Below are 17,397 nucleotides of genomic sequence, written 5' to 3' on the forward strand. Positions count from 1 at the left end.
GGTAGGGACTGCGCGGGGGTTAGATGTGGAACTCCAGCTCGCCGAGGTCCGTGTCGGAGACGCGGTGGCGGACCTCGGTGCGGCGGGTGACGATGGACTGGGGTGGCACGCTCTGCGTGAGCCAGGCGTTGCCGGCGATGACAGTGCCCCAGCCCACCACGGTCTCCCCGCCCAGGATGGTGGCGTTGGCATACACCACCACGTTGCTCTCCAGGGTGGGGTGGCGCTTCTTGTTGGACAGCTTCTTCTCCACCACGAGCGCGCCCAGCGTCACGCCCTGGTAGATCGTCACTCCATCTCCAATGTGGGTCGTCTCGCCGATCACCACGCCCGTGCCGTGATCGATCACGAAGCGCCGGCCGATGGTGGCGCCCGGGTGGATGTCCACGCCGGTGCGCTGGTGGGCGAACTCCGTCAGCAGGCGCGGCAGCAGCGGCATGTCCAGGAGGTGGAGGGCGTGCGCCACGCGGAAGATGGCGATGGCGTAGAAGCCGGGGTAGGTGAGGATGACCTCATCCACGCTGCGCGCAGCCGGATCTGCCTGGTGGATGGCATCTGCGTCCTGCCGCAGCAAGTCATAGATGTCCGGCAGCTGCTCCACGAAGCGCTGCGGAAGGCTCTGATCCACGCCGGGGTAGAGCGGCGCCAGCAGCGACTGCAGCCGGACGAGGTAGGCCTCCACCGCCATCACATCGCGCTGAATGGCCGCCGAGTGGCGCTCCAGCTGCTCGGCGAAGTGAGGGAAGAGCAGCCCCAGCACCTTCTGGACGAACTCTGGCGCGGCGGTGCGGACCTCGGGAGGGAAGTACTGCCGCTGGCGGCTCTCCAGCAGCACTGCAAGCAGCTTGTCGTAGGAGGCAGTCATGAGTGGAGCAGGAGCTTAACCCAGCCATGGAGAAGGTGGCGGAGGTTTTTCCACTATAACGGATGGGCACCCGCCCTGCTCAGACTTCGAGGACGGCCCGGTAGCGGACCTCGTTGCGGGCCACGCGGGCCAGGGCGTGGTTGGCCTGGTCGAGCTTGAAGCGCTCGGTCTGCGCCTTCACGCCATGGCGGGCCGCCACCTGGAGCATCTCCCGAAGGCCGGCGGTGTTGCCAGTGTTGCTGCCGACAATCCGCTTGTTGGTGGCCAGCAGGGGGAAGACGGGCACGCTCAGGTTGCTGGGAGGTGCGCCCACGAAGCACAGCGTACCATAGGGCCGCAGGGCGAGCACATAGTCCAGCCAGGGCAGATCCGCGTTCACCGTGGAGAGGATGAAGTCGAACGAGCCGGCCACCCGCTTGAGTCCCTCGGGGCTCTTGGTGGCGACGAAGTGGTGGGCGCCCAGGCGCCGGGCCTCGGCCTCCTTGTCCGCGGAGGTGGAGAAGGCCGTCACCTCACACCCGAAGGCCCTCGCGAACTGGAGCGCCATGTGCCCCAGGCCGCCAATGCCGATGACGCCCACGCGGTGCTGGGGGCCCAGCTGGTGGGCCCGCAGGGGCGAGTACACGGTGATGCCACCGCACAGCAGCGGGGCGGCGCCCTCCGAGGCGAGCGCGTCCGGCACGGGGATGGCGAAGTGGCTGTTGACACGGATGGACTGCGCAAAGCCGCCGTAGCGGCCCACGCACGTGGGGCCTGCACGGGCGCAGAGGTTCTCCTCGCCGCGCGCGCACCACTCGCACTCGCCGCAGGAGTCCGCCTGCCAGCCGATGCCCACGCGCTGGCCCGGCTTGAGCTGCGTCACGGCCGAGCCGACCTGATGGAGGGTGCCGATGATCTCGTGGCCCGGCACCAGGGGATAGCGGCTCATGCCCCAGTCGTTGTTCAACAGGTGGAGGTCGCTGTGGCAGACGCCACAGTGGGAGATCTTCACCTCCACCTCATGCGGAGCGAGCGGCTGGGGCTCGTACTCGAAGGCCTCGAGCGGCTTGCTCTTTGCCAGGGCAGCGAAGGCTTGGACTTTCATGCCCCGGATTCCTAGCGCACTTTGCGAGGAAGGTGGGAGCCTGGGGTGGCCGCATGATTCCCGATCCTTCCACGCTCTCCGCCTGGGGCCTCCCGGGCCTCTTCCTCGTCGCGATGCTGGCGGGCTCCATCGTGCCGGTGCCCTCGGAGGCGCTGCTGGTGGCCCTCCTCTCTGGAGGCGTCTCTCCGGTGGCAGCCGTCACGGTGGCCACCGTGGGCAACGTGCTGGGAGCGCTGTCGCTCTACCTGCTCGGGCGCTGGGGCGCGCACGGCGGGGGCGGACGCCTGGAGCGGTGGATCGCGCGCCGCACTGCCCGCGAGGCACCTCGGCTCGAGCGAGCGCGGCAGTGGCTGCGGAGGTGGGGCGCTCCTGCGCTCGTGCTCTCCTGGCTCCCCGTGGTGGGAGATGCCTTCGTCCTCGCGGCGGGGCTCGTGGGCGTGCGCGGGGCTCCCTTCCTCGTGTTCACCACGCTGGGCAAGGGCCTGCGCTATGTCTTCGTGGCGGTGTCCACGCTGACCGCACTGTGAGTGACAGCTCAATTCACCGCGTCTGGACGCAACGCTGCCGTCCGCCGAGCCGATAACGAAGATGGTGGAGCAGGATCCGCCCCCGCTTCGCCCGGAGACACGGTGTCTCCGTGAACCCACTCATCGCTCCGGTTCCCGGGGCAGGATCCAGAACATCGTGCAAATCCCCCAAGCTGCTTCGAGGTACATGCCCCTGGACCGCCGTCTCCTGGCGGCCCTGTTTTCCCTGGTACTCGCGGCTTGCGGTGGCGCAGAGCTGGACGGGGTGGACAATGACTCGCTGGATGACTCGCTGGGGACTCAGCAGTCCGCGCTGAGCACCCGGGTGCGGCTGATGGCCGCCAACATCACCAGCGGCAACCTGCAGAGCTATGACCCTGGGAACGGGACGCGCATCTTCCAGGGCACGAAGCCGGACATCGTGATGATCCAGGAGTTCAACTACGGGGACAACTCGGCGACGGCCATCCGGAGCTTCGTCAACACGGCGTTTGGCTCGAGCTTCTCGTACTACCGGGAGGCGGGCGCGCAGATCCCCAACGGGGTGATCAGCCGCTGGCCGATCATCGCCTCGGGGGAGTGGGACGACACCCAGGTGAGCAACCGCGACTTCGCGTGGGCGCGCATCGACGTGCCGGGGCCCAAGGATCTCTGGGTGGTGAGCGTGCACCTGCTCACGGCCAGCTCCAGCGTGCGCAACACGGAGGCGGCCAACCTGGTCAACTTCATCCGGGCCAACATCCCCACGGGGGACTACCTGGCCATCGGCGGTGACTTGAACACGGACAGCCGCAGCGAGTCCTGCTTCTCCACCTTCTCCCAGGTGGTGTCGACGGCCAGCCCGTACCCGGCGGACCGCAACGGCAACACGAACACCAACTTGAGCCGTGGCAAGCCGTACGATCACGTGCTCGTGGACGGCGACCTGCGTGCGTACCAGACGGCGACGGTGATCGGCGGGAGTAGCTTCGCCAACGGCCTGGTGGTGGACACGCGCGTGTACTCGCCGCTCTCGGAGATCTCTCCCGCGCAGAGCGGGGACAGCAGCGCCACCAACATGCAGCACATGGCCGTCATCAAGGACTTCCTCATCCCCGGGGACACCGCCAGCGCGAGCGTCACGGTGAGCTCGCCCAACGGCGGTGAGAGCTGGGCGGGCGCCAGCTCCCGCAGCATCACCTGGACGGCCACGGGCGTGACGAACGTGAGGCTGGAGTACACGCTGAACGGCAGCACCTGGACGACGCTCACCTCGAGCACGGCGGCCTCCACGGGCAGCTACCCGTGGACGGTGCCGAACAGCGCCACCACCACCGCGCGGGTGCGGGTGAGCGACGCGGCCAACTCCGCTGTCACCGACACGAGCAACGCGGCCTTCACCATCACCGTGTCGGGCGGCGGTGGCACCGGCGGTGTGTTCATCAACGAGGTGCTCATCAACGAGGCGGGCTCGGATGTGAACGGCGAGTTCGTGGAGCTGCTCAACTCGGGGAGCACGGCGGTGGATCTGTCCGGGTGGACGATCTCGGACGCCTCGGGCCTGCGGCACACCTTCGCCAGCGGCACCAGCCTGGGCGCGGGGCTTGCGGTGGCGGTCTTCGGCGGCGCAGCGGGCATTCCGGCGGGGCTGACCAACGCGGTGGCCGCGTCGACGGGCACGCTCAGCCTGTCCAACAGCACGGACACGGTGACGGTGAAGAACGCGGCGGGGACGGTGGTGAACACGGCCACGTTCGGCTCGGGGCTCACCGGGACGGACGGCGTGTCGGCCAACCGGAGCCCGGACGGCAGCAGCTCCGGGACCTTCGTGCTGCACACCACCCTGTCCAGCAGCAAGGCCTCGCCTGGCAAGAGCATGAGCGGGTCTGCCTTCTAGCGAGAGCAGGCTCCTGAAAGCAGCGAGTGTGGCAAGGACACCCGGGTCCAAGGAGCGGCCCGGGTGTCCGCTGGGGACTCACCCCCTTATTGGAGAGATGAGCATGCGGGAGCCACTCCGGGCGCAGCCCCTCACGCGCGAGGCCTTCGCCCCATTTGGGGACGTCATTGGGCTGGAGGTTGCGGGCGGCACGAGCGCCAACCAGGGGACGGCCACCCGCTACGATCGCGTGGCCCAGCTGGCCAGCACCCGGCCCGAGGCGCAGCCGAACCTCGCCGTCTTCCACTCGGTGGCGAAGGCGCTGCCCTTCGAGGTGCGCCTCGTGGAGCGCCATTCCTTCTCGACGCAGATGTTCGTTCCGCTGGCATGCCGGCGGTTCCTCGTCGTCGTGTGCCCGAGTGACGAGCGCGGCGAGCCGGAGCTCGCCCGGCTTCGTGCGTTCCTGTGCGGCCCAGGCCAGGGCATCAACTATCGCGCCGGTGTCTGGCACCACCCCATCATCGCGCTGGAGGGCCCCGCGGACTTCCTGATGCTGGCCTGGGAGGACGGCACCGCGCGGGACTGCGAGGAGCGTCCCCTCTCAGCGCCGCTGCTCGTGACGAGCGACTGACACAGGGGGACCGAGAGCAACCAGGGGGCCAGCACGTCGCCTGTCTGTTGCAAGGCACGCAAGCTGTGCCCACCTTGAGTCGGACGTCCGGAATGCCACCGGAGATCCAGTAGGGGAGTCGTCATGCCCGAGGTTCGCTCCAGAGGGGCTCGCATTCGCTACGAGGACGTGGGGCAGGGCGACACCGCGCTCCTCCTCGTGCCTGGCTGGTGCACCAGCCGGGCGATCTTCGCCCCTCTCCTCTCTCAGCTCAGTGCCCGACACAGGGTGCTCTCCGTGGACCTGCGCGGGCACGGCCAGTCCGAGCAGGGCGGGGAAGCGTTCACCAGTGACACCCTCGTGGACGATCTGTTGGCGGTGCTGCAGGCCAGTGGCGTGCGCCAGGTAGTCCCAGTCGCGCCCTCCCACGCGGGGTGGCTGGCGCTCGAGCTGCGGCGACGGCTCGGGGAGCGTGTGCGGGGGCTCGTGCTGCTGGACTGGCTCATCGTCGATCCGCCACGCGCCTTCCTCGAGGCGCTGAAGGGACTCCGCTCCGAGTCGTGGAAAGGCAGCCGCGACGCGCTCTTCCGGCAGTGGCTGGAGGGAGTCGACTCGGCCGACATCACCCGCTTCGTCGAGGAGGACATGGGGGTGTTCGGTGAGGACATGTGGAGGCGCGCAGGCCAGGAGATCGCCAGCGCCTATGCCCGGGAGGGCTATCCGCTCCGAGCGCTCTCCGCCCTGGTGCCTCCCGTGCCGGTGGTGCACCTGTACTCGCAGCCAGAGAGCCCCGAGTACCTCATGGCGCAGCAGTCCTTCGCCGCGGACCATCCCTGGTTCCAGGTCGTGAAGCTGCGCGCGCGCAGCCACTTCCCGACGCTGGAGGTGCCGGACGAAGTCGCAGAGAACATCGAGCGCTTTCTGGCGGCCTCCGTGGCTGGGGACGAGGCGTCGCCGGGAGATGGGGTGGGCGCCTCGTAACGTGCATTGCTCCTCCTGCCGCTCCTGGCGTTAACTCGGGAGCGAGTGAGAAGGAGCGGGTACGTGACGCGATGGAACTTCTGGGTGCTGGGCCTGGTGCTCCTGCTGGGGCCCGTGGCGGTGGCTCAGGCGCCCGCAGGCAGTGGCGGCCCCGCGGCGGCGGACGGGGATCGCGGCGCGCAGGCGCTCGCGGTGTACGAAGAGGGCAAGCGCCTCTATGACGCCAAGGACTACGCGGGTGCCCTGGCGAAGTTCGATCAGGCCGCGGCGCTGGAGCCCGGCAAGGCCCGGTGGCAGTACAACCGGGGGCTCGCGCTGCGGAAGCTGAACCGGGACTCGGAGGCGCGCGACGCCTTGCGCCAGTCGCGGGTCCTGGACCCGGCGTACAAGCGGGCGGAGATCGACGACAAGCTGAGGGAGATGGGGTTCTCCACCGAGGATGCTCCCTTCAGCGGCGCCTCGACGAGCGGCTCGGCCCCAGGCCCTGGCTCCGAGGCAAGCCCCTCGAGTGGGGGGCCGGTGGCCACCGGCCTCGGTGCCGTGCTCTGCATCGGCTCGACGGCCGTGTTCTTCTTGGGCTTCTTCTTGATCCGCTTCATCATCCGCAAGGCGAGAGCCGCTCCAGCGGAGGCCCCCGCCGAGCGCCACAGCTCCCGGAGAGGCTCCCAGCCGGCGAAGGGCCGCGTGGACGTGTCGCCCCTGGTTCAGCGGATGGAGCGGGTCGCGAAAGAGCTCGTCTCGGTGGAGCATGCCCTGCGGCTGGAAGAGGACGCCGATCTGCGCGCGTTGCTCAACCAGGCCACCATGGCGGAGCAGCGGGCGCGCGACGAGGTGGAGAAGGCCCGGACGGGGAAGGAGGGCCTCGCGGCGGCCCAGGGCCTGGTGCAAGCGGCGGAGGAGAGCTCGAAGGCGGCGGCGGAGCGGGCTCGAGCGCACTTCGGGGACAGGGCCTTCCTTCCCGAGGGAGAGCGGGTGGGCTGCTACTTCTGTGCGCGTCCCCTGGCGAATGCCTCCTTCCGGATGCAGGTGCCGCTCAAGCGGGGCTCGGACGTCACCCCCGTCGTCGCGTGCCCGCCGTGCGCGAACATGGCCGCCGCTGGCCAGCCGCCTCCGATCAAGGTGCGCATAGAGGGGGGCGGGCGGGTGGTGCACTGGAGCGAGCTGCGGGGGTATGACCCGTATACCCACCGCCACAAGCCCTATCCGGGCATCCGGCCGATCCCGGCCTGGGACTTCACCCCTCAGCGCTCCCTGGCCGAGGTGGCGGCGATCGCCGCGGGAGGTGCGGTGGTGGGGGGGCTGGCGGCGTATGGGGTGAGCCAGATGCTGGATCTGGACAGCGCGCAGGAGGCCGCAGCGGCGCAGGCCGCGGCGCAGGCCGCGGCGAGGAAGGCCGGCGAGCGCCGCGAGGAGCGTGACTGGAAGGATCACTCCTGATGGGCGCGCCTCGCTTCCTCTTCTACGCCGTGAATGGCCTCGGCCTGGGACATGTGACGCGCCTGCTGTCCATCGCACGAGCGCTGAAGCGCCTCTCCCCCGAGTGCGAGGTGCTCTTCCTCACCTCGTCCGAGGCGGACCATGTCATCTACCACGAGGGCTTCGCGGCGGTAAAGCTGCCCTCGAAGACGATCCGGGAGCGCTGTGGCCTGCGCAAGGGCAGCTACCTCAAGCTGGTGCAGACGGTGACGTGGAACACGCTGGCCGCGTTCGATCCAGACGTGCTCGTGGTGGACACCTACCCCACCGGCAGCTTCGAGGAGCTCATCCCCGCGCTGCGCTGGCGGCAGAAGAACGTCTTCGTCTTCCGAGAGCAGCGTGCGGAGTCGGCGGGCTCGGAGCTGCTCCAGGCGTCGCTGCGCCTGTACGATCTGATCCTCATTCCGCATGACGACGTGTCCCTGGTGGGGCCTCTGCCGGAGCCCGTGAAGGCCCGCGCGGTGGGGCCCATCCTCATTCGCGAGCGCCAGGAGCTGCCCTCTCGTGCGCAGGCCCGCCAGGCGCTTGGGTTGCCGGAGGAGGCCACGCTGCTCTACGCCTCCTTTGGAGGTGGGGGCGATCCCGAGGGTGCGAGGGCGCTCACCCTCACGGCCCAGGTGGCGCGCGAGCTGCCCGGGGTGCGGCTGGTGGTGGGCGCGGGGCCGCTGTGGCGCGAGCAGCCCCCCGCGCTGGAGGGAGCGGTGGTGCTCCAGGGCCGCTACCCCGCGCTGGACTTCCTGCCTGCCTTCGACGCGGCGGTGACGGCGGCCGGCTACAACGCCGTGCACGAGCTGCTGTATGCGGGTGTCCCCTCCGTCTTCGTGCCCTTCGAGCGGATGGTGGATGATCAGGAGAAGCGCGCGCGGGAGGTGGCGGCGGCGGGGGCCGGGCTGGTGTGCGCGCCGCTGACGCGAGAGGGGCTCACGCGGGCGGTGCGCGAGCTGATGAACCCCGCCACGCGCGAGCGCCTGCGAGGCGCCGCCCTGAAGAGAGTGGAGCGCAATGGCGCGGAGCCCGCGGCACGGGCGCTGCTGGAGCTGCTCGCATGAGGAACGAGGACACGCAGCGAGAGCGGCTGAAGGGCTACCTGGAGCGCAAGCCGCGCACCGGGCCGGAGACGGTCCACCTGGACGTCACCAACGCCTGCAACCTGGACTGCATCACCTGCTGGAACTACGCGCCGGATCTGGCGGTGGCCAAGCCCGTCACGTGGAAGCGGCAGCGGATGGACGCGGCCACCTTCCACCGGATGGTGGACGAGTCTGCCGAGGCCGGCGCCGAGCGCATCGTCATCAGCGGAGGAGGCGAGCCCTTCACGCACCCGGAGATCTACGGCTTCATCGAGAAGGTGAAGGCGCGAGGCCTGCGGCTCACGATCATCACCAACGGGACGCTGTGTGACTGGGAGCGGGTGCGGGGGCTCGGGGTGGATCAGCTCCTGCTGAACATGGCGTCCGCGTCACCGGAGACCTACGTGGCCTATCACCCCAACCAGCCACCGGAGACGTTCCACCGGCTGCTGGCGGGGGTCCGGACGGTGCGGGACGTCACCGCCGTCAACCTGGTGCAGGTCGTCAACCGGGTGAACTATCAGGAGCTGCCGGAGATGGTGCGGCTGGCGCACGAGGTGGGGGCGCGCTCGTCCTTCAAAGTCGGGGATGTGCCCAGGGGCACGGAGCACCACGCGCTCACCGGCGAGCAGAAGCAGCGACTGCTCGAGGAGCTGATCCCGGCTGCGCGCAAGCTCGCGAAGGCGCTGAAGGTGAAGCACAACCTGGACGCCTACGAGGCGCAGCTCTCGGGGAAGTGGCCCTCGGGGCAGGAGACCGGGTGCTTCGCGGGCTACCTCTACAGCCGCGTCTACGTGGATGGGCGCGTCTTCTTCTGCTGCGAGCACATTGAGGCGGGGCACGTGAAGGACGGCCCCCTCAAGGAGGTGTGGCGGGCGCCAGCGTACGAGGCCGTGCGTGAGCGGCTCCACCGCGGCGAGTACTACCCGGGCTGCGCGCGATGCGGGAAGCACGACATGAACTTCGCGGCGGCGCGGGACTTGCGAGAGATGCTCGAGGCGGGGGAGCTGCCATGAGCGGCCCACGCCCCACGGTGAGCTGGAACATTGTCGGTGGGTGCAACTACCGCTGCACGTACTGCGTGCAGAAGCACATGCCGGGCATTGGCGGGCCCACGGACGAGCAGCTCGAGGCGGCGCTGGCCACACTCACGGCGCTGCCGGGGAGCTGGGAGTTCAAGATCTCCGGCGGCGAGCCCTTCCTGCTCAAGCGGCTGCCGGAGGTGGCGCGGCGGCTGGCGGGGGCTGGGCACAGGGTGTCTCTGCTCACGAACCTCTCCGCGCCGGTGCGGGTCATCTCCACCTTCATCGAGGCGGCGGGGGAGCAGCTGAGGACCTTCTCGTGCTCGCTGCACCGCGAGGAGGTGGAGGAGGCGGAGTTCTTCGAGAAGGCCCGGGCGGTGAAGGAGCTGCTGGCGAAGTGGCCGCGCGCCACCTTTGTGGTGAACAGCGTGGTGGTGCCGGGACAGGTGCCGGAGGTGGCTGACAGCCGCGAGCGCTTCGAGGGCGCGGGCATCAAGTTCTACCCCCAGCTCATGCGGGTGAACGGGCAGCCGGCGAAGTACGGGTGGGTGGATCGCTGGCGGCTGGATCGGGCCTTTGGGGACATGGTGTCGCCCTCGCAGATGAACCGCGGCTACCAGCTCAAGGGGCGGCTGTGCCACGCGGGCAGCAAGTACTTCATCATCCACCCCAAGGGGGACGCCTTCTCCTGCTACCCCGGGAAGCGCTTCGGGGATGGGCACCTGGGAAACGTCTTCGACGGGACCCTGCACCTGTGGGACGCGCCGGCCCCGTGCCGCTATGAGGTGTGTCCCTGCACGGTGCCGCAGAACCGGGGAATCATCGAGGGCTTCGGCGGCGGCGCCGGGGAGGACACCCACACCTTCTGAGCGCTCTCGGTTCTCCATCTTTGCCCCTGGGAGACGAACATGCTCGCCTGCCAAGCCATGCGCTGGAAGGGTGCACCCACGAGGTGCTCGAGCAACTGTGGCCCGCGCCGTTCAGCCTCGAGCAGCGCTACCGCTACTATCCCAACGCCCGGTTCCTGGAGACCGTCAGCCGGGAGGAGGAGGCGCGCCTGATAGCCCAGGGGTGCACCAAGGAGCTGTGGCGCACGATCAAGCCGGACATCGTCCTGCATGCCAATCGCAGCAGCCTGCGGAGCTCCGTGCTCACGCTGGACTTCAAGTTTCCCTGCCCTGATACCAACAAGCCGCAGTGGAGAGAATATGGAGAGAACAGCGCCTGTGCTGGCTACAACCAAGGCGAGATCTACAGGAACGCCCTGAGGGGAGAGGCTGTGCTCATCTCGCCAAGGGCGGGGGTGACTCCATGAGGGAGAACATTCCCATCATCCGCTTAAGGAATACGAGCGGCATGCTGATGGCCCGCGATGGCGTCGTCCTCTGCTTCTTCATGCGCCAGTGAGAACCTGTCTACTTGTCAGACAGGTTCATTCCAGGCGCCGCCGCCAGGGGTGGATGGGTGTCTCGAGCTGCATCAGGCCTTGCCCCAGCGCTGGCCATTGGCAATGCTCACGGGAAGCTCACTCCCGTGACGAGGAGGCTCCGAGTGCCGTCCTCATTCCCCGCTTGAGGGTGAAGCTGCCCTGGAGCTCTTCGTCCGTGGCATCCGCCTCGACCACCACGTGCTTGTCCTCCACGTCGAACCTGAGGGGCTCACGCTGCCAGGGGAGCTTCACGCGCAGCGCGCGTCTCCCCGGCCCCAGCAGCTCCGCCCTCACCGCTCGCCAGGGCGGCATCCCCTGGGTGGGCTCCAGCTTCAGCTCGACAGCCACCTTGCTGGTAGTGAGGCTCCAGGAAGGTCTCGGCGGCGGCGCCGGGAAGGACACCCACACCTTCTGAGCGGCCCCCCGTCGTCAAACTGGAACCCAGGGGGCCCGGGTGGTAACTGCGAGCTCCCCCCGTTCCTCCCTGGGAGCCTGCATGAACGTCCTCCTCCTGGTCGCCGTGCTCGCCGCCGCCCCGCAGGCGACACCGGCCGAGCCCGCGAACACGAGCGCCCCTCCCTCGGCGCAGTCGTTCCTCAAGGAGCGCTTCGGGAGGCACGCCCTCGCGCAGCTCTTCGCGCCAGGAGTGGCCGGGCTGTCCCCGGAGGACAAGCGCGTCGCCTGGTCCCTCACGCTGGCGGCCCATGCGGGCGAGGACATTGCCTATGATCAGCTCGGTTGGAAGGCGCTGGACGTCAAGCGGCTGTTCGAGGGCGTCTACCTCTTCGGCCTGGAGGGCGCTGGCGGCCCAGGCCTGTTCGACAAGCGGCTCAAGCAGTACCTCACGCGCTTCTATGGAGAGACGGGCAACCACGATCAGGTGACAGGACAGAAGTTCCTCCCGGAGTTCACCCCCGGCGAGCTGGAGGCCGCGGCAGTCCGCGCCTTCCGCGCCGGCGCCACCTTCTCCGTCAAGGACGAGTACTCCCTGCGGGCCTGGCTCAAGGAGCTGCAGCCGACGATCTTCGACGCCTCCTTCGAGCCCACCCTCACCGCGAAGTCGCCGCCGGAGGGCCAGGACATGCTCACCGCCTCGGCCAGCACCTCCTACGGGCCCGGCGTGACGCTCAAGGACCTGGAGCGCTTCCAGGAGAAGAACCCCCTCAACTCCCGGGTGGTGAAGGACAACGGGAAGCTGGTGGAGCAGATCTTCCGCGCCGGGGACAAGAAGATCCCCCCCGGCCTCTATGCGGCGGAGCTCTCGCGCGTGAATGACCACCTCACCGAGGCGATGAAGTCCGCCAGCTCCAAGCAGAAGCCGGTGCTCTCCAAGCTCATCCGCTACTTCCAGACGGGCAGCCCCAAGGACTGGGAGGCCTACAACATCGCCTGGCTGAAGGCGGACACGCTGGTGGATGCCAACATCGGCTTCATCGAGACGTACGTGGATCCGCGCGGGCAGAAGGGCCAGTGGGAGGCCCTCGTCAACTACCGCAACGCCGCGGAGAACCAGGTGATGGAGCTCATCGCCAAGAAGGCCCAGTACTTCGAGGACCGCATGCCCTGGCCGGACCTCTACAAGCGGAAGAAGGTGACGCTGCCGGTGGCCAAGGCCATCGACTTCGTCGCCACCCACCCGCAGCCGCCCGCCGGCATCAACCTGCCCAACGAGCAGCACCTCCGCGAGAAGTATGGCAGCAAGAGCGTGCTCGTGGCCAACGTCATGGATGCGGCCTCGGCGCTGCGGCGGCTGCCCCTGGCCATTGAGTTCTCTCGCACGCCCGAGGATCGCGCCCAGGCCCGGAAGTACTCCGTCTCCGCCCGCAAGTGGCTGGTGGCCTTCCACGAGGTGCTGGGCCACGCCTCCGGCCAGGTGGACAAGAAGAAGCTCGGCAAGCAGCAGCCCTCGGCCTTCCTCAAGGAGTACGACAACACGCTGGAGGAGGCCCGCGCGGATCTCGTCGCGCTCTGGCATGCCTTCGATCCGGCGCTCAAGGAGCTGTCCCCGGACGCCGAGAAGATCGCCCAGCAGATGTACCGCGACTACCTCGTCGAGGGGCTCACCAACCTGGCACGCGTGGACAAGGGGGACTCGTTCGAGGAGGACCACCAGCGCGGCCACCACATGACGGTGAACTTCCTGGTGGAGAAGGGGGCCGTGAAGCAGGTGGTGGAGGGCGGGCACACGTACTGGGGGGTGACGGACTACGCGAAGATGCGCGAGGCCGTGGGCGAGCTGCTCTCCAAGCTCATGGTCATCAAGGCCACCGGGGACTACGAGGGCATCCGCGAGCTGGTGACGCAGAAGGGCATCAAGTTCGACCCCAAGCTCCGGGACGAAGTCGTGCAGCGCGTGAAGGCCGCGGATGTGCCCTCGGTGCTCTACCTCACCGCGCCTCGCCTCGTGCCCGTGGTGGACGACAAGGGCCAGGTGGCAGACCTCAAGGTGGACACCACCCAGGGCTTCCTCGAGCAACACCTCGAGCGCAGCGTGCTCGGCAAGCTGCCCCCCGCGGAGGCCGCGAAGACCGCCGCCCGTCTGGCCAGCACCCCCGACGCCTTGAAGGAGGTCTACAAGTCGCTCGTGCCGCCCGCCCGTGCCGAGACGCCCGCCAAGGGCACCGGCGCTCCCGCGAAGTCTGGCGCCTCGAAGCGCGGCGCGAAGTCCGGCTCGGGGCGCTGAGCCCGGAGCTGTCCGCGCCGGCAGCAGGGGAAGTGCTCGCAGGTGACGCCCTGCGTCAGGGGCGGTGCCTGGGTGGCCCTCCTGCTCTCTTTCAGGGGACGCGCCGTCCCGCTTGTGGGACGGCAGTACGCCTTGGGAGACAGGGATGCGAACACGCTCGGCTCCCGAGACACACGGGCTTTCAGACACGTGTGGCTCTCCAGCCACGGATTTCCGTCATCCATGGAGATCCGCCCCTCGGAGAGGCCAGGGGCGAGCCAGGGCCTTCCCTGGTTCTCGTACGGAGAAGGCGAGCCCGCGCTCAGGGCTCGGGCCTGTCAGTCCAGGCTCGCAGGACGTTCACAGGCGGCACGGCGATTGCTGAGTCCGTCCACGAATCCACACCTCGGACACACTGGAGGGAGGGACCATGCTGGCCGTGACTGAGCTGGAAGCCACCGTTGACGCGCTGCGCGACGCGATGCACCTCAGGGCTCCTCCCCTGGTGGCGCCTTCGCTTCGCCTCGTCCCGTCCGTGAGCGAGCTGCCCTCCCGGCCGCAGGAGGCGCGTCTCGCCTCGCGGCCCCGGCCTGTCGTGGACGAGGACGACTTCGACAGCATGTGGGAGGAGGGCGTCGCCTCCTGGTAGGCCGCACCGGAGGCACCGCCCGCTTCAGGTGGACGCGCTGGGCGGGGTGGGCGGATCCGAAGGCCGTCCGGAAGGCCGGCCGTAGTCACGCTCGTAGATGCGCAGCACCGCCAGGAAGAAGGCGACGATGAGCGGGCCCAGCAGCAGGCCCACCGTCCCGAACACGGCCAGCCCTCCCAGCAGCGAGAAGAAGATGATGGCGCCGTGCATGTCCAGGCCCCGCTTGACGAGCAGGGGCTTGACGACGTTGTCCACCAGCCCCACCACCACCACGCCCCAGATGGCCAGGAAGAGGGCCATCCACTGGTGTCCGGTGATCAGCAGGAGCCCGGCGGCGGCGAAGCACACCACGGCCGCGCCAATGGCGGGGATGAGGGCCAGGAAGAACGTCACCGCGGCGAAGAAGAAGGGCACGGGCACCCGAGCGATGAGATAGCCCACCAGCGCCGCCACGGACTGCACCCCCGCCGTCGCTAGCGAGGACACCAGCACGGCGACGGCGACGAGGCGGAACTCGCGGAGGAGCTCCCCCGTCTGCCCTCGCCTGAGCGGGGAGACGCTCTCGACCCACTCCACCAGCTGCTTGCCGTCCACCAGGAGGAAGAAGAAGGCGATCAACATCATGATCGTCTGGAAGGCAAAGGAGCCGGTGGCGGCCACCACCCCGGTGACGGCCTTCGCGGCGGTACCGCCCGTGGAGCTCACCTGCTGCTGGAGCTTGTCGTCCAGCTGCAGCTCCTCCACCTGGAGGCGCTCCATCACCTTGTCGATAAGATTGCGGACGGGGCCGGGGAGGCGCTCCATGAGCCCCTCGATTCCCTCCTGGCGCAGCGTCTGCTGGACGAAGCGCACGCCGTCGGCAATCTCCGTGACGAGGAAGGCGGTGAAGCCCGTGAGGGGCAGCAGCAGCGCCACGATGACACCGAAGGTGAGCACGCCCGCGGACAGGTAGGAGCGCCCGCGCACGACGCGAGTCAGCCGCTGGTGGAGCCCATAGAGCGTGCCGGCGAGCACCGCCGCCAGGAAGAAGCCCTTGGCGAAGGGTTGGACGATCAGCGCCATCAGGAGCAGGGAGATGATGATGAGCCCGATGAAGACGCGCCGCGCCACCTGGTCCGAAGCCATATGCAGGCGACTTAGGAAGCTCCGGGCCCGGGCGGAAGGGAAAATCGGGTGAAACGCTGACTTCCACACGGTGACATGGGACTTGGGAACGGGCCCCAGGCGGGTAGAGTGAGGCCATGCCGCCGCTCGACTCGCCCCAGTTCCCCTTGTGGATGCTGCAGGTGCTGCCCGTCGCCTACCTGGCCATCACCTTCCTCCAGTCCGGCCTGGACAAGGTCATCGATTGGAAGGGGAACCTGGGCTACGTGACTTCGGTGTTCTCCAAGGTGCCGGTGCTCCGGGAACAGCCGAAGCTCATGCTGCTCTCGCTCACGCTGATGGAGCTGGCGTCCGGGGCCTTGAGCGCCGGAGGGATTGCCATGCTGGTGGCCACGGGGAGCCCTCGGCTGGCCTGCGCCGGCGGCATGGTGTCCGGGGTGACCTTCCTGTCGCTCTTGTTCGGCCAGCGGGTGGCCAAGGACTACGCGGGGGCGGCGGGGCTCGCTCCCTACTTCCTGGTCAGCCTGGCAGCGGTCTACTTCAACCGGGGCTGAGGCGGCGGCCAGGGTAGACTGCGCCGCACAGCCTTCTCGGGGGCTGCCAGGAGACACATGGATCGGCTGCGCTTCTATCTCAACGATCGGCTCGTGGAGGAGTCGGGGCTCTCACCCACCCTGACGGTGCTGCGGTACCTGCGGGAGCGGGCCCACCTGACAGGCACCAAAGAGGGGTGCGCGGAGGGTGACTGCGGCGCCTGCACGGTGGCGGTGCTGGAGGAGGATGGGAAGGGCGGGCAGGCGCTGCGGGCGATCAACTCGTGCCTGCTGCTGCTGCCCATGGTGCAGGGCAAGCGCGTCTACACCGTGGAGGCGCTGAAGGAGGGAGGGCGCTACCACGTGGTGCAGGAGACGCTGGCGCGCGAGCTGGGCTCTCAGTGTGGCTACTGCACACCGGGGGTGGCCATGGCGCTGCTGGAGGCCTGTCACCGCAAGGACCTGGACGAGCCCTGGAAGCTGGACGCGCAGATGTGCGGCAACCTCTGCCGCTGCACGGGCTACCGGCCCATCCGGGACGCCGCCGCTCGCGTGGCGGGGCTGGGGCCGCAGGATCGCTTCGCTCGGGCCTTGGCGGAGACGAAGCCCGAGCCCATGGAGCTGGCCTACTCGGCCGGGCCCCAGCGCTTCTTCACCCCTGCCACCCTCGAGGCGCTGTGGGAGGTGCTGGACGCGCACCCGGAGGCCCGCTTCGTGGTGGGCGGCACGGACCTGTCCCTGGAGGTGACGAAGCGCTTCGCGGAGCCGCCGCTGCTCGTGTCCCTGGAGGCGCTGCGCGAGCTGCGGGCGCTGGAGCCGCGCGCGGGGGGGCACCGCGTGGGCGCCACGGTGTGGCTCACGGAGCTGGAGGACTACTCGCGCTCGGCCTGCCCCCCGCTGGAGCGGATGATCCGGTACTTCGGCGCGCGGCAGATCAAGAACCGGGCGACGGTGGGTGGAAACCTGTGCACCGCGTCCCCCATTGGCGATCTGGCGCCGGTGCTGATCGCCCTGGGTGCGGAGGCCGTGGTGCTCTCGCGCGGGGGCGAGCGGCGGATGCCGCTGGAGGACTTCTTCGTGGACTACCGTCGCACCGCGCTGAAGCGAGGGGAGATCCTCGCCTTCCTGGACGTGCCGGCGCAGCCCTCGGGGGCGAGGACGATCGCCTACAAAGTCTCCAAGCGCCGGGAGCTGGACATCAGCTCCGTGTCCGCGGGCTTCCGGGTGGTGGTGGACGCGGCAGGGAAGGTGGCCGAGGCCCGGCTGGCCTACGGGGGCATGTCGGCCCGGCCGGCCCGGGCACGGCGGACCGAGGAGGGGCTCGTCGGGCAGCCTTGGACGGAGGCGAGCGTGGAGGCGGTGCTCGCCCGGCTCGAGGAGGACTTCACCCCCCGGACGGACCATCGTGGCTCGGCCTGGTACCGAGCGCAGGTGGCGAAGAACCTGCTCCGGGGTTTCTTCCAGGAGACGCTCTCCGAGCCTTCGCCCCGGCTCCAGGAGCGCCACACCGCTACGGTTCAGGTGAGGTGA

At 69.1% G+C, this 17,397-nt stretch carries 17 protein-coding genes; 13 read left to right on the top strand and 4 right to left on the bottom strand.

The window, feature by feature from the left end; all coding sequences use genetic code 11:
* Positions 1 to 19: 19 nt before the first annotated feature.
* Both epsC and VD972_RS13360 read right to left on the bottom strand, forming a co-directional pair.
* On the bottom strand, positions 20 to 865 hold the full coding sequence (gene epsC / locus VD972_RS13355; RefSeq protein ID WP_324986315.1) for a serine O-acetyltransferase EpsC: 846 nt from the start codon (positions 863 to 865) through the stop codon (positions 20 to 22).
* Between the two features lie 79 nt (positions 866 to 944).
* Complete coding sequence (locus tag VD972_RS13360; RefSeq protein WP_324986321.1) at positions 945 to 1,949, bottom strand: NAD(P)-dependent alcohol dehydrogenase; 1,005 nt, start codon at positions 1,947 to 1,949, stop codon at positions 945 to 947.
* Positions 1,950 to 2,005: 56 nt separating this feature from the next.
* On the opposite strand from VD972_RS13360, the gene VD972_RS13365 reads away from it, so the two are divergent.
* From VD972_RS13365 to VD972_RS13405, 9 genes are all read left to right on the top strand, one after another.
* On the top strand, positions 2,006 to 2,476 hold the full coding sequence (locus tag VD972_RS13365; protein WP_324986396.1) for a YqaA family protein: 471 nt from the start codon (positions 2,006 to 2,008) through the stop codon (positions 2,474 to 2,476).
* Positions 2,477 to 2,663: 187 nt separating this feature from the next.
* Positions 2,664 to 4,352: a lamin tail domain-containing protein gene (locus VD972_RS13370; RefSeq protein ID WP_324986324.1), complete on the top strand. Its 1,689-nt coding sequence runs from the start codon at positions 2,664 to 2,666 to the stop codon at positions 4,350 to 4,352.
* Between the two features lie 103 nt (positions 4,353 to 4,455).
* Complete coding sequence (locus VD972_RS13375) at positions 4,456 to 4,962, top strand: ureidoglycolate lyase (protein ID WP_324986328.1); 507 nt, start codon at positions 4,456 to 4,458, stop codon at positions 4,960 to 4,962.
* 123 nt (positions 4,963 to 5,085) lie between these two features.
* Positions 5,086 to 5,922 carry an alpha/beta hydrolase gene (locus VD972_RS13380; RefSeq protein WP_324986330.1) on the top strand — a complete coding sequence of 279 codons (837 nt, stop codon included), beginning with the start codon at positions 5,086 to 5,088 and terminating at the stop codon, positions 5,920 to 5,922.
* A 63-nt stretch (positions 5,923 to 5,985) separates the two neighbouring features.
* Positions 5,986 to 7,359, top strand: a complete 1,374-nt coding sequence (locus VD972_RS13385; RefSeq protein WP_324986333.1) for a tetratricopeptide repeat protein — start codon at positions 5,986 to 5,988, stop codon at positions 7,357 to 7,359.
* Entirely contained in the window at positions 7,359 to 8,447 is a 1,089-nt protein-coding gene (locus VD972_RS13390) for a glycosyltransferase (RefSeq protein ID WP_324986335.1), read from the top strand. The genes VD972_RS13385 and VD972_RS13390 overlap by 1 nt, the downstream gene beginning before the upstream one ends.
* Entirely contained in the window at positions 8,444 to 9,484 is a 1,041-nt protein-coding gene (locus tag VD972_RS13395) for a radical SAM protein (RefSeq protein ID WP_324986338.1), read from the top strand. Before VD972_RS13390 ends, VD972_RS13395 begins: the two co-directional genes overlap by 4 nt.
* Positions 9,481 to 10,359, top strand: a complete 879-nt coding sequence (locus VD972_RS13400) for a radical SAM protein (protein WP_324986341.1) — start codon at positions 9,481 to 9,483, stop codon at positions 10,357 to 10,359. Before VD972_RS13395 ends, VD972_RS13400 begins: the two co-directional genes overlap by 4 nt.
* Positions 10,360 to 10,442: 83 nt before the next feature.
* A complete protein-coding gene (locus tag VD972_RS13405; protein WP_324986344.1) occupies positions 10,443 to 10,805 on the top strand; it encodes a hypothetical protein in 363 nt (120 codons plus the stop codon).
* A 210-nt stretch (positions 10,806 to 11,015) separates the two neighbouring features.
* Here VD972_RS13405 and VD972_RS13410 read toward each other — a convergent pair whose 3' ends face one another.
* On the bottom strand, positions 11,016 to 11,321 hold the full coding sequence (locus tag VD972_RS13410; RefSeq protein WP_324986347.1) for a hypothetical protein: 306 nt from the start codon (positions 11,319 to 11,321) through the stop codon (positions 11,016 to 11,018).
* 94 nt (positions 11,322 to 11,415) lie between these two features.
* Here VD972_RS13410 and VD972_RS13415 point away from each other — a divergent pair, with 94 nt between their 5' ends.
* A complete protein-coding gene (locus tag VD972_RS13415) occupies positions 11,416 to 13,602 on the top strand; it encodes a dipeptidyl-peptidase 3 family protein (protein ID WP_324986350.1) in 2,187 nt (728 codons plus the stop codon).
* Positions 13,603 to 14,011: 409 nt separating this feature from the next.
* On the top strand, positions 14,012 to 14,230 hold the full coding sequence (locus VD972_RS13420; RefSeq protein ID WP_324986352.1) for a hypothetical protein: 219 nt from the start codon (positions 14,012 to 14,014) through the stop codon (positions 14,228 to 14,230).
* Between the two features lie 24 nt (positions 14,231 to 14,254).
* Here VD972_RS13420 and VD972_RS13425 read toward each other — a convergent pair whose 3' ends face one another.
* The gene (locus tag VD972_RS13425; protein WP_324986355.1) at positions 14,255 to 15,355 is read right to left on the bottom strand and encodes an AI-2E family transporter; all 1,101 of its coding nucleotides are present in this window, start codon (positions 15,353 to 15,355) and stop codon (positions 14,255 to 14,257) included.
* Between the two features lie 116 nt (positions 15,356 to 15,471).
* Between VD972_RS13425 and VD972_RS13430 the strand changes: the two genes are divergently transcribed.
* Together VD972_RS13430 and xdhA are read left to right on the top strand one after the other, a co-directional pair.
* On the top strand, positions 15,472 to 15,888 hold the full coding sequence (locus VD972_RS13430) for a DoxX family protein (protein WP_324986358.1): 417 nt from the start codon (positions 15,472 to 15,474) through the stop codon (positions 15,886 to 15,888).
* A 57-nt stretch (positions 15,889 to 15,945) separates the two neighbouring features.
* Positions 15,946 to 17,397, top strand: a complete 1,452-nt coding sequence (xdhA, locus tag VD972_RS13435; RefSeq protein WP_324986361.1) for a xanthine dehydrogenase small subunit — start codon at positions 15,946 to 15,948, stop codon at positions 17,395 to 17,397.

The organism is Hyalangium sp. (assembly GCF_035629615.1).
Taxonomy (GTDB): domain Bacteria; phylum Myxococcota; class Myxococcia; order Myxococcales; family Myxococcaceae; genus Hyalangium.